Consider the following 12,229-nt stretch of genomic DNA (forward strand, 5'->3'; position numbering starts at 1 on the left):
AGAATATTTTGAAAATACGCCAACCCTGGGGCGCACTCGCCGCCTGAATCGTACTTTTTCGATTGGTTTATGAATTTGCCATCCATAGACTCATCGACTTATGAACGCTATCAACCTGGCCGAATCCGCCATCCTCGTCAGCGAGCCGTTACGTATCCAACCTGTCCTGGACGCCAAAGGCGTCGTTCGCGAAATGGCGCTGGTCGGCGGCCAAAGCTGGCACGGTCCCGCGCTGCTTGCCAACGCCGCCTCGGCCGACGCCCTGCGCCGCGCAGGTCGGGTCTTCCGGGCTGCAGGCTGCATGGCGCCACTGTCGATCGACCATCCGCTGAACGTCAACTCTGACATTCTGCTGCCCCGCCAGCTATGCGAAGACCTGCGCATTGGTGCCGTCGCGGGCGATCAACTGCGCGAAACCCCACAAGAATCGCATCCCAGCCTGCCGATCTACCCCTGCGGCAAAGTCACATACAACGTTCCCCTTAGCGACCGCCTGGCGCACGGCGCCACGCTTTTTCACGGTTACCAGGAATTGCGGCCCGCGCTGCGCGTGCGTTTGCTGCCGTCGGCGCAAGCATCGTTCGGCACGCTTCGCGCCACGGGGCTGCGCGTCGGCATTCCCGAAGGCATCTGCACCCGCCGTCCTCTGCAAGAGCGCTTCTTCAGCCTGCTTGGGCAAGCGTCCCGCCAAGGCCTGAAGGTCCTGGCGCAGGACATCCGCAGAATCGAAGACTTCAACTGGCTGCGCGCGCAGCCCGACGTGCTGTTCCAGGGAGAGGCGCTGTCCATCGCGCTAAGCCTGCAGTACGTGCAGGATTGGCTGACCAGCGCCGGTTCCAACTGGCGCGAATTTCAATTAGGGACATAGTCGCGCCCCATGGTTCTGCCCTAGAGCAGGGGGATTCATACCCCGCGGATCCGTTCTCAAGCCCCAGACGGATCCGGTCTCAAGCCCACGGCGGATCCGATAAAATCCGCGCATGCTTCCCACTCAAGTCATTCTGGCGCTGCTGGTGCTACAGCTTGCGCTACTCATTCCCCTGGTTGCCGTGGCCATCCAGTTCGCGCGCTGGATTCATTGGTGCTTTCTTGCCGCTCCCGACACACGGGGAGAGCGCCCCCGGTTTACCGGACCCGTGCTGGCGCTTATCTTCAGCACCCTGGCCGCCACCGACTTCATCGGCTTCGAGCCATTCCCCACGCTGTCGCAACTGAATCCCGTACCCGAGGGCGCTCGCGCCTATTTCACGGTGGCGATGCTGGCCCTCGCGGTCTGGTGCTGGGCATACTCCGGCGCAATCCGCAGCCGGTTTCGCGCGATGCTAGGGGCCTCGTAGCGTCTACCCACGTTTCCATTCAGATTCTGCGCGTTTTCGAATACATTCGATTCAGCGCGTTGGCTGGCACGGACGGGCGCCGCCGGTCCTCATCCACCGCAACCGGGGCGACAGCCTTGCCAGGAGGTTCGGGTGATACCACGCCAGTCCGTCGACATAGCCCGCATCCTGCTCGTCATCGTCATGCTGCTGGCTTTGATGATCGGCAGCCTGTACGTCCTTAGGCCCTTCCTGCCGGGCCTCATCTGGGCCACGACCATCGTGGTCGCTACTTGGCCGGTGCTGCTCTCCATCCAGCGGCATTGCGGCGGCCGGCGCTGGCTGGCAACGGTGGCGATGCTTCTCATCCTGCTGTTCGTGATCGTGCTGCCGTTGTACCAGGCGATTTCGACGCTGGCGCTGCACGGCGGCACCATCATGGCGGCGGTCAAGCGCCTGCCCGATTATGCGTTGCTGGCGCCTCCGTCGTGGGTACGTGGCATTCCGCTGGCGGGCCCGCGGATCGCTCAGGAGTGGCAGGTGCTTTCCGACGCCGGCGCCGGCGGCTTGCTGGCGCGTATCGAACCTTACCTGACCACCGCGGCGCACTGGTTGCTGGGTCACGCGGCGATCGTCGGCGTGTTCGTGATGCACATGCTGATCACGGTGATCATCGCCGGCATTCTGTACAGCAAGGGCGATGCCGCAGCGGACTTTGCGCTGCGGTTTTCCAACCGGCTGGCCGGCCCGCGTGGCGTGGCGGCGATCAAGCTGGCCGCGTCCGCGATCCGCGCGGTGGCGCTGGGCATCGTGGTCACGGCGGTGGTGCAATCGGCGCTGGGCGGCATTGGCCTGTGGATTGCCGGGGTGCCGGCGGCTGGCATTCTGACTGCCCTCATGGTGATGCTGTGCCTGGCCCAACTGGGACCTTTCCTGCCCATGCTGGGCGGCGTCGCCTGGCTGTTCCAGAACGACATGAAGCTGGCTGCCGCCGTGCTGCTGGTCTGGGCCATCGTGGTGGGCACCTTGGACAACCTGCTGCGTCCGCTGCTCATCAAGCGCGGCGTGAATCTGTCGATGCTGCTCATCCTGTCCGGCGTGCTGGGGGGCATGTTCGCCTTCGGCATCGTCGGGTTGTTCATTGGCCCGGTCATCCTGGCGGTGACGTCGACGCTGTTGAAGGCCTGGATCGACGAGGTGCCGCCGCCGGTGCAGGCCGGTGCGCGGACGGCAGACTTGGAGCCGGAGCCGCCCGAGGGCCTTGGGCAGAAAAGGGCGTAACATCCGTCTCAAGGTGCGGGCCATGTGGCCCGCTTTTCGCAATACCCGGCAATACCGATGACCAAGCTTCTGATCGCGGCGCCCAAAGGCGCTTCTGACCCATTCCTTTACCGCTTCAATCCGCTGTGCCAGGAGGAGGGACGATGAGCAGCACCTTGCGTCCCACCAAACCCGGCACGCTCAGCCTGTCGTCCCGTCCGGCCAAGCGCGCCACGGGAACCCGCAGTGCTCGTCCGCCCAGGTCCGGGCCTTCCGCCCCCGCGGCGGGAACACCCCGCCGCGAGCCTTCCGTCCCAAGCCCCAGCGAGGCCAAATCCGGCGTGAAACGTGCCGCCGATCGGCCCGCCCGTCCGGCGGCGTCAACGCGGCCAGCGCGTTCCGCAAGCAACGCATCGGCCCGTCCTGCCACAACCGGCACAACCGGCCGCGCCAGCCCGCCGGCCAAGCCGGCTCGTTCTGCCCCAAGCGGCGGGACCGGCAGAGCGCAACTGCCGGTCGAGCCAGGGATGAAGCGCCGCGCCGCAAAGCCCGGCACCGGCGGCGCGGATAGCCGGCAAGGCAGCCGACCGGATCGTGCACCTCAAGGTCGTTCGCCCCAAGATCGCACGCCTAAAGATCGTGCGCCTAAAGATCGTTCGCCTCAAGCCAGCGCGAGGCCATCGCGTGGCCAGCGTCCCGCCCAAGCCCCCGCTGCCGCGAACTCCGAGCGGCTGGCCAAGCGGCTGGCCACGGAGCTGCCGTGTTCACGCGCAGATGCCGAGCGCTACATCGAAGGAGGCTGGGTCACGGTCAACGGCAAGGTGCAGGAAGAGCCCGGTTTGCGGGTCACGGCCTCGCAGACGGTCAGCCTGCTGCCCGGCGCCAAGCTGGAAGAGGGCCGTCCGGTCACCATCCTGATCCACAAGCCAGCGGGCATGTACGCTGACGACCAGCCTGGTTCGGCACGCGACCTGATCCTGCCCGAGAACCTGATGCCTGGCGACCGTTCCGGCCAGCGCTACTTGAAGCGCATGTTCAATGGACTCAAGCTGGTGACGCCGCTTGAGCGCGCGGCAAGCGGTCTGGTCGTGTACACGCAGGAGTTCGCGGTGGCGCGCAAGCTGGTGGACGAAGGCCGACACGTCGAGCAGGAGTACGTCGCCCAGGTCGAAGGCCAGCTCAGCGAGGCCGATCTGGCCCGCATGCAGCGCGGCATGGCCTATGAGGGCCGCCCGGCCACCCCGATGAAGGTGAGCTGGCAAAACGAAACCCATCTGCGCTTTGCGCTGAAGTCGCCGATGCCCGGGTTTATTGAAGCGGTGTGCGAAGCGGCAGGCCTGCGCCTGCTGGCCCTGCGGCGGCTGCGGATCGGGCGCTTGCCGATGGCAGGCCTTGCGGCCGGGCAATGGCGCTACCGGCTGGAGTACGAGCGATTCTGATGCGCGGACCGACCAGCACCCCGTTCGCCAATCTCCTGAACCGGCCCAGTCCGGAATCCGGCTCGCACCAGGATGCCGGTCTGCTTGATGCCAGACGCCGGCGGATGCTGTTCAATGCTGGCGCCCTGTTTCTGTCGGGGCTTGGCCTGGCGGGCTGCGCCGGCGGCCGGAAAACGTCCTCGCCGGGTGCTCTGAACCGCCCTCCCGCGCCGCCGCCGTCGCACGCGAAACCCTCGGCCGCCCCCGTGCCGGCGTTGCGGCCGGGCGCGAAGGTCGCCATCGTGGCGCCCGCATCCGCCGCGCCCAACGCCAGCGACCTTGCCGCGCAATGGCTCGAAGACCGGGGTTATTTTCCGGTGATCATGCCGGCGTCGCGCACCCGGCTCGACGCTCCGTATGAATACCTGGCGGGCACCGACGTACAGCGCCTGGATGACCTGCACGCGGCGTTCGCCGCGCCGGACATCGGCGCGGTGTGGTGCCTGCAAGGCGGTTTTGGCTCATGGCGCTTGCTGGACAGGCTCGATTACGGGCTGCTGCGCCAACATCCCAAGCCCTTCATCGGTTACAGCGACATCACGGCCTTGCATCTGGCCATGCAGCGCCACGCCGGTTTTGTCACGTTCCATGGGCCGATGCTGGCGCAGGATCTGGTGGCAGGCAAGGGCGAACCCACCGAGTCGCATCTGCTGGCGATGCTGAGCGGCCAGATCGGGGAGGGCGCGTGGATCCAGCCGCCGCCGGACAGCCGGGCCATGGAACTGGTGGCTGGCACCGCAAGCGGGCGGCTGGTGGGCGGCAACCTGGCGCTTATTGCCGCGCTGATCGGTTCCCGGCACGAGATCGACACGCGCGATTCGATTCTGTTTTTCGAAGACGTCAACGAGGCGCTGCCGCGCGTGGACCGGCTCTTGAGCCAACTTGCAGCCGCAGGCAAGTTCGACGGCGTCCAAGGTGTGATCGTGGGCAATTTCACTCGCATCATCGGGACGAATCTGGACGATGCGCAGGCGCAGAGCCTGCTGTATCCGCTGATACTCGAACAGTTCGGCGCTCGAGGCATTCCGGTGCTGGCTGGCTGGCCTAGTGGACACGGCGATCCGAACCTGACCCTGCCGCTCGGGGCGCGCGTCACGTTGGACACCGCACGGGCAGGGTTGCGGCTGGATCAGGCAGTGATCCGTGCAGCCGCTGGCTAAAGCGCTCAAATGCCTCATTAATGGCGCATAAGTTATATTTATGCGCCATTAATAGATCACCAGCTGGTCACAGATTGCCTCATTAATAGTGCATAAAGCCAATCATGGCGCTATTATTGCGGCATGAAAAAGAAAATCGAACCCAGTTTCGAGGCCGCCGAGGCTTTAGCTCGCCTGGGCGCGCACATCCGCACCGCGCGCCTTCGCCGCAATGAAACCGAAGCCATGCTGGCCAGCCGCATGGGCGTGTCGCGCGCCACCATCAACCGGCTGGAACGCGGGGATGGCGGCGTTTCCCTGGCGCTCGCCGTTGAAGCGTTGTTGCTGTACGGCTTTGGCGACCAGGTGTTCGCATTGGGCGACCCGGATTTCGATGGCGTGGGCAAACGGCTTGACGCCATGCGCCGTCCCGCTCGGGGCAGCGGCAAGGCGCAGCATTCGCATCGCGCCGATCCGTCCAGCCTGTAATCCGGCGGTCGACATCGTGCCTGCCAAGAAAACCAAAACTGTCGAAAGCGAGCTTTTCGTCTATGTGGACATCCGGGGCGAAGCCGTGCTGGCTGGCGTGCTGACCCTGGATGACAGCGACGAGAATCACTTCTTCGCTGAATTCACCTACGTGCAGTCCTACGTGAACGATCCGCGGGCGTTTTCGCTGGATCCGCTCAATCTGCCACTGACCGACTCCGCCACCACCTACCGGACCGAAAGCCGGTACCAGACGCTGGGCGCCATTTTTGACGCCGCGCCGGATGCCTGGGGCCGCAACGTGATGCGCGTGGACAACGCGGGCGCCCGCGTGACGGAGAACGAAGTGCTGCTCAAGGGGCGGGGCATGGGCGTGGGGGCGCTTTTTTTCAGCGCCCGGCAATTGACACCCAACATGCGCAAGACCTATCGGCTGCCCGAAGTCAGCCAGCTGGATTCGTTGGCCGACCTGCTGACCGACATCGACCAGGGCATCAAGCCCAAGGGGCTGTATCGCGACATCCTGGGCAGCTCATGGGATATCGGCGGGGCGCGGCCCAAGACGATCGTGCGGGACGAGGCGGGCGAAATGTGGATTGCCAAGTTTCCGCGCAAGGGCGAATCCTACGACCGTCAGCGCGTGGAATACGCGAACCTGCAGATGGCCAAGGCCATCGGCTTGAACGTGCCGCAGATCCGCCTGGCGCAAACGCATCTGGGCGCCGTGCTGCTGACGCACCGGTTCGATCGCGAGCTGCTGCCGGTCCGGCAGGGCGCGGACCCGGTCATCGCGCGGCGGCACTTCCTTAGCGGCGCGTCGCTCATCAGCCCGTCCGTGCATATCGGCAAACGCGAGCTTGACGGCCCGCGCGGCAAGGCCACGTATTCCTATGCGCGCCTGGCCGACGTGGCGCGCCGTATCTCGTCAAATCCCGTGCAGGATCTGCTCGAACTATACGCGCGCATGATCCTGAACGTCGCGGTCCACAACACCGACGACCATCTGAAGAATGTCGGATTTCTGAAAGACGAAGATGCGCGCACCTACCGGCTGTCGCCGCTTTTTGATGTGGTGACCCAGGAAGGTTCGGCGCGGCACTACCTTCACATTGGCTCCGCCGGCCGCGACAGCACGTTTGCCAATTGCCTGACCGAGTACCGGCGTTTCGGACTCCGGTCGGAAGCGGCCGCCAGGTCGATCATCGACCGCGTGCGGGACGTGGTCGGCGAGCGCAGGCGTTTCTACGAAGAAGCTGGCATGTCGCAGGCCGAAATCGAACACGTCGAGGCCTCATTGATGGCGTGGCGCCAGCCGTGGGAATAGGGCGGCTCAAACCTCGTGAACGGCGTGCGGATCGTAAGCCTGACCGCGCTCGACCATGCGCGCGTGAAAATCTCGGCTCAGTTCGGCCAGCGTGACCTTGCCGAGCCGGTCCAGAAGCAGCTGTTGGGCCTGTTCGAACACGTCGTCCAGCGACGCATTGACCGCCTCTTCGACCAGGCATCCGGGCGATTCGCTGCGGTTGCCCATGGCGAAGATCTCTGGCGCGCCCAGCGCTTCGTAGATATCGCGCAGCGTGACCGATTTGAAATCGCACGAAATCGTCCACCCGCCGCCATGACCTTTTTCGGATCGGACCAGGCCCTGCTGCCGCAGGCCGCCCATGATGCGGCGGATGACGACAGGATTGGTCTGCATGACGCGGCCCAGGTCATCGGAGGTCATGGGACCGGTGCGCTCGGCCATATGCAGCAGAACGTGCAGTACGCCGGAAAGCTTGCTGTCTCTTCTCATGCAACAGATGCTATTGCATGACGGCAGCCATGGTCAACGCGACGCGGCATTCGAAAGGCCGCGCCCCGCGGCAAGGGCATCGATCAGATCCGCTTGGCCTGCCATTCCCCCTTGCCGGCCGCGCTTCCGCTCATGCTGCGGCCGTTTACCTCGCCCGCGTAGCGCACGCCATTGGCGGTGAAGGTGATCGACTTGCCGTCCATCCGGGCGTCGGAGATCGGCACGGACCCCAGCTTGCCCGAGAGCATCTGGTAGTGCTGGTCAAGCTGCAGCGTCTGCCCGCCCAGATCCCATTTGCCCTGCACCTTGGCCGGCACGATCCACAGGAGCGCCGTGCAATAGGTCTGGCAGTTATCGGTAACGGTTTCCGAGGCATCCGGCTCCCAGTCGCCCATGCGGAAGGTGTTTGACACCACGCGCGTGCCGGCTGGCAGCTCCAGTAGTTTGGGCCGCAGCTTCTCGTTGATGGTCGAGAGCAGGAACATCGTGATCACATCGGCCTTGGACAGATCTGTGGTGAAAAGGTCTTGCGCCACGAACGTGGCGCGGTCGGCCACGCCCGCGCGCTGGGCATTTTGGCGCGACAGCTCGACCAGGTCGGGGTTGTATTCGATGCCTTGCGCGGTCAGCCCGCGCTGTGCGGCCGTGATGACCGTGCGACCGTCGCCCGAGCCCAGGTCCATCAGCCGGTCCTTGGGTGTGACCTTGGCAATGTCCAGCATCTTGTCCACCAGGGTCTGCGGGGTAGGGACCCAAATGACGTCCTTGCCTTCCTGGCCGACGTCGGGCACGTAGGCTTTCTGGACGCCGGCCTTGGCGGGCGCAGTGGCAGTCTGCGCTATGGCGGCGCCCGCGCTCAGCAGCGTGAACGCCATCGCCGAGGCCAGCATCGCAAGGCGCAGGCGCGGGGTGAATACCTGGGACGCGGTTTTCGAATGGTCGAGGGAGCGTGGCATGGTGAAGGTTCCTTGGACGGTGGAGGATAGGGGAAGAGCCAGTCAGCTTGCGGCCTGGGCGGGCTTGAGCAGGCGCAGCAGTGGCGCGCCGGCCGCTAGCACCGCCAGCCCGATCAGGGCGCCCGCGCCGGCATACATGGCGCTGGACACCACCAGTCCGGCGCAAGTCAGCGCCAGCAGCAAGGGGGGCAGCGGAAAGAGCGGAACGCGAAAAGGACGAGGGCGGTCCGGGTCCAGGCGGCGCAGGCGCCAGACGGAGGCGGCGACCAGCATCATGAAAAGCCAGAACACCGGCGCCGTGTAGGCCACCATGGTCTGCACGCTGTTCTGGCTGAACGCGCCCAGCGCCACCAGCGCAAGGGTGATCACGCCTTGAACGACTAGCGCGCTGACAGGCGTCTCGTTGCGCGCGCTCCAGCCCGCCAGTGCCTGCAGCCGGGGCACGTCGCGGCCCAGCGCGTAGTACACCCGCGCGCCGGTAATGATGGTGCCGTTGATGGTGCTGAGCGCCGTGGCGCAGATGGTCAGGCTGAGCAGCGCCGCCGCATAGGGTCCTGCGGCCAGCTGCATGACCTCGGCACCCAGGGCGGGCGTGTCCCGCAGTCCCTGTAGCCCGAAGATCTCAAGCAGCGCGATGTTGGTCAGCACGTAGGCGGCGGTGACCACCGCCGTGCCGATGAGCAGCACCCGGCTCATGTTGCGCCCGGGATCGCGCAGTTCGCCGCTGAGATACGCGGCCTCGTTCCAGCCGCCGTAGGTCAGCAGCACGAAGACCATCCCCATGCCGAGCAGCCCGGCGGTATTGCCCGACAGCGGGGCCGGTGAAGCAGCAGTGACAGACTCGCCGCCCGACGCGGTCAGGCTGGCGATCAGCACCGCGGCCAGCGCAATCAGGGTCAGCACCGTGAAAACCCACTGCAGCCGTTTGGAATAACGCGTGCCGATCATGTTCAGGCCCGTCAGAACGACGACGGAGATGGCGGCGTGCACAGCAGGGCCCAGGGATCCCAGGGGCAGAAGCCGCTGCGCGTAATCCCCGTAGATGAATGCCACAACTGCGATTGCGCCGGTCTGGATGACGGAGCATCGCGCCCAGGCGAACATCAGCCCGACGCGCCGTCCCCAAGCGCGGGTCAGATAAAGGTATTCGCCGCCCGCGCCGGGATACGCCGAGCCGAGTTCCGCGTAGCAAAGCGCCCCGACCAGCATGACGAGTCCGCCCGCGCACCAGAGGCCGATATACACCGCTTCCGAATGCGCGTGCTGCGCGACCAGAGGGGGAAAACCGAAGATGCCGATCCCGATGACCACACCGACAAGCACCACGGTCGCGTCCATGACCGACAGGCCAGTGGGCGCGCGGCCGTTTACCGTATCAGGGACGGCGCTCATGGGAGAGCGCGCCGCAGACATGGATTGGCGCGTATCGGCAGGCGGGGAACAAGCGGGAAATCCGGGGGGCGCGTGGTGAGAGTCTTGGACAAATTCGCGGGCAAACGCGAGCGGAGCGAGGACATGCAATTCTCCCGGGGTGGACACGCGGACGGATGCTCAGGGCAAATGTCGGCATATGCTGACAATTGCCTGAACATAAAGCGACCGTGACCGGCGGCGGAAAGTTCCGCAGGGTTTTCCTGGGTCCTGGCGTCATCCAAAAACCGAGATCAGCAGATTTCGAAATTCATGCAATGTCTTATATTCGGTGTCCAAACTATTGATGTTTAAGGAAAATACATCCGATTAAAAATTCATAGTTGAAGTTAAATATCTAAAGTAATTTCTTAAGTACTGCCGACGTTTTTCTGTCCGCGCGCGTTCAATAAATTCCCCCGCACGTTGGAAACGCGCTGCTATCCTGCTTTTTCGTGCGCTCAACCCTGCGTCGCGGCGCGGGGAATGGCATGCCACCGCAACCACAGGAGCATCGACATGAAGCTTTCCCGACACGCGTTATTTGCCGCCTTGGCGCTGTCCGCCATGACCGGCGCTGCCCCATCGGCCTTGGCGCATCACGGCTGGTCGTGGGCCGAATCCGAACAGATGACGCTGCAGGGCACGGTCGAGCAGGTGCAGATCGCGCCACCGCATCCCTCGCTCAAGGTGCGGGCCAAGGATGGCGTCTGGACCGTCGAGCTTGGCAATCCGAATCAGACGAAGGAAGCCGGTTTCGTGGAAGGCTCCGCCAAACCTGGAGACGCCATCACCGCCGTCGGCAACCGAGACCAGGACGCCGCCGCCAAGCGCATGAAGGCGGTCCAGGTGACCGTTGGCGGCAAGACCTACGATATCTATCCCAGCCGCATCAAGAAGCCCTGACCGCGGGCCGTGGATGCCTGACCTGCTGCGACTTGCGCTTGAACAGCTTCAATCCGTGCCGCCAGCGCTGTGGCTGCGCCGGTCCGGCGTTCTCTATCTGCTCGTCAACGCCGCCCATATCGTCGCCATGGGTCTACTGATCGGTTCGATCATTCCGCTGGATCTGCGCCTGCTCGGCGTACTCAAGCCGGGTGCGCTGGCCGTCCTGGCGCCCGTCTTGGCGCGCACGGCCGCAACGGGCTTGGCATTGGCGGTGTTGACGGGGGCGCTGCTGTTTTCGGTGCGGCCGCTCGACTACCTGTACAACCCGGCATTCCTGACCAAGATGGGCTTGCTGGCGGCGGGCGCGGTCAACGCCTGGCTGGTGAATCGGGGCAGGGCTTGGGCAAGCGTGGCAAATGGAAGCCCGCCGTCACCCGCGCTGCGCATTCAGGCGGCGGCCTCTCTGGTGCTGTGGCTGGGCTGCCTGGTGGCGGGGCGCTGGATCGGCTTTCTGTAGGCCGGCGTCAGCAGTATCCGACCCCCTGCGCATTCACATACAGCGCGAAGAGACACTGCCCGGTGACCATGAACAGCCGGTTGCGGCGCGCCCCGCCAAAACACAGGTTGGCGCACCGATCGGGCAGGGCGACGCGGCCGATAGCCGTGGCGTCGGGCGCAAATACCATCACCCCGCTCAACGCCGGGCCCGGGCCCCAGCCCGCCCAGACATTGCCGTCGGTGTCACAGCGTATGCCGTCGGGAATCGCGTCGGTGCTTGCCTCGACAAAGGTGCGGCCGTCGTCCAGCGACCCGTCCTGTCCCACCGCGTACACCAGGATGCGATTCGGCGTCGAACCGTTGTCCACGACATACAGCAGTCGCTCGTCCGGAGAAAAACACAAGCCGTTAGGGTTGTGGATGCTGCTTACCACGGCGTCCAGCCGGCCGGAGTCCGGCTCCAGACGGTAAACATGCGTCGGCAGCTCGGGTTGCGCCTGAAAGCCTTCGTAGTTGGAGAGAATCCCGAATAGTGGGTCGGAGAACCAGACCGACCCATCGCTGTGCACGACAACGTCGTTCGGCGCGTTCAAGCGCTTGCCCTCGAAACGGTCGGCCAGCACGGTCAGCGAGCCATCGTATTCGGTGCGGACCACGCGTCGACCGCCATGTTCGCAGCTGACCAGCCGGCCTTGACGGTCACGCGTGTTGCCATTGATGTAGCCGGAGGGCTTGCGGTGTACCGATACGGCGCCCGTTTCCTCGTCCCAGCGCATCAGGCGGTTATTGGGGATGTCGCTCCAGACCAGGCACCTCGCGTCACCGAACCACACCGGGCCTTCGCCGTACCGGATGCCGGTCGCCAATCGTTCGACGCCGGCGTTGGTGAGCCGGATCGTCTGGAATCGGGGATCCAGGACCTCAATGGCCGGATCGGGATAGCGCTCGGTGGGTTCCCACATATAGCCTCCTGTTCAGGCAGGCGGCAGCTTGCCGGGGT

The 12,229-nt window shown here is 65.0% G+C and carries 13 protein-coding genes; 9 read left to right on the plus strand and 4 right to left on the minus strand.

Features of this window, described 5'->3' with window-relative positions; translation table 11 throughout:
• The first annotated feature begins 100 nt into the window (after positions 1-100).
• The 7 genes from QEP15_RS12725 (at position 101) to QEP15_RS12755 (ending at position 7,006) form a co-directional block, all read left to right on the plus strand.
• Positions 101-868, plus strand: coding sequence for a hypothetical protein (locus QEP15_RS12725; RefSeq protein ID WP_152384451.1), 768 nt, complete (start codon positions 101-103; stop codon positions 866-868).
• 112 nt (positions 869-980) lie between these two features.
• Complete coding sequence (locus QEP15_RS12730; RefSeq protein ID WP_152384452.1) at positions 981-1,337, plus strand: hypothetical protein; 357 nt, start codon at positions 981-983, stop codon at positions 1,335-1,337.
• Between the two features lie 183 nt (positions 1,338-1,520).
• Positions 1,521-2,597, plus strand: coding sequence for an AI-2E family transporter YdiK (ydiK, locus tag QEP15_RS12735; protein ID WP_280148907.1), 1,077 nt, complete (start codon positions 1,521-1,523; stop codon positions 2,595-2,597).
• A gap of 710 nt (positions 2,598-3,307) precedes the next feature.
• On the plus strand, positions 3,308-4,015 hold the full coding sequence (locus QEP15_RS12740; RefSeq protein ID WP_142056222.1) for an RNA pseudouridine synthase: 708 nt from the start codon (positions 3,308-3,310) through the stop codon (positions 4,013-4,015).
• A gap of 245 nt (positions 4,016-4,260) precedes the next feature.
• The gene (locus QEP15_RS12745; protein WP_175155668.1) at positions 4,261-5,214 is read left to right on the plus strand and encodes a S66 peptidase family protein; all 954 of its coding nucleotides are present in this window, start codon (positions 4,261-4,263) and stop codon (positions 5,212-5,214) included.
• Positions 5,215-5,337: 123 nt separating this feature from the next.
• Positions 5,338-5,682: a helix-turn-helix domain-containing protein gene (locus QEP15_RS12750; protein ID WP_152384453.1), complete on the plus strand. Its 345-nt coding sequence runs from the start codon at positions 5,338-5,340 to the stop codon at positions 5,680-5,682.
• Between the two features lie 16 nt (positions 5,683-5,698).
• Positions 5,699-7,006, plus strand: a complete 1,308-nt coding sequence (locus QEP15_RS12755; RefSeq protein ID WP_227741226.1) for a type II toxin-antitoxin system HipA family toxin — start codon at positions 5,699-5,701, stop codon at positions 7,004-7,006.
• Positions 7,007-7,012: 6 nt separating this feature from the next.
• On the opposite strand, the gene QEP15_RS12760 is transcribed toward QEP15_RS12755, so the two are convergent.
• From QEP15_RS12760 to QEP15_RS12770, 3 genes are all read right to left on the minus strand, one after another.
• On the minus strand, positions 7,013-7,477 hold the full coding sequence (locus QEP15_RS12760; RefSeq protein ID WP_280148852.1) for an Rrf2 family transcriptional regulator: 465 nt from the start codon (positions 7,475-7,477) through the stop codon (positions 7,013-7,015).
• Between the two features lie 83 nt (positions 7,478-7,560).
• Positions 7,561-8,433 carry a methyltransferase domain-containing protein gene (locus QEP15_RS12765; protein ID WP_217617990.1) on the minus strand — a complete coding sequence of 291 codons (873 nt, stop codon included), beginning with the start codon at positions 8,431-8,433 and terminating at the stop codon, positions 7,561-7,563.
• A 42-nt stretch (positions 8,434-8,475) separates the two neighbouring features.
• Complete coding sequence (locus QEP15_RS12770; protein WP_280148853.1) at positions 8,476-9,825, minus strand: APC family permease; 1,350 nt, start codon at positions 9,823-9,825, stop codon at positions 8,476-8,478.
• Positions 9,826-10,362: 537 nt separating this feature from the next.
• On the opposite strand from QEP15_RS12770, the gene QEP15_RS12775 reads away from it, so the two are divergent.
• Both QEP15_RS12775 and QEP15_RS12780 read left to right on the plus strand, forming a co-directional pair.
• Positions 10,363-10,749, plus strand: coding sequence for a DUF6152 family protein (locus tag QEP15_RS12775; protein WP_128830281.1), 387 nt, complete (start codon positions 10,363-10,365; stop codon positions 10,747-10,749).
• A gap of 13 nt (positions 10,750-10,762) precedes the next feature.
• Complete coding sequence (locus QEP15_RS12780) at positions 10,763-11,248, plus strand: DUF6644 family protein (protein ID WP_175155480.1); 486 nt, start codon at positions 10,763-10,765, stop codon at positions 11,246-11,248.
• Positions 11,249-11,255: 7 nt separating this feature from the next.
• Here QEP15_RS12780 and QEP15_RS12785 read toward each other — a convergent pair whose 3' ends face one another.
• Positions 11,256-12,191: an SMP-30/gluconolactonase/LRE family protein gene (locus tag QEP15_RS12785; protein ID WP_280148854.1), complete on the minus strand. Its 936-nt coding sequence runs from the start codon at positions 12,189-12,191 to the stop codon at positions 11,256-11,258.
• Positions 12,192-12,229 lie beyond the last annotated feature (38 nt).

It is taken from the genome of Achromobacter mucicolens (genome assembly GCF_029866465.1).
GTDB classification, from domain to species: Bacteria; Pseudomonadota; Gammaproteobacteria; order Burkholderiales; family Burkholderiaceae_B; genus Achromobacter; species Achromobacter mucicolens.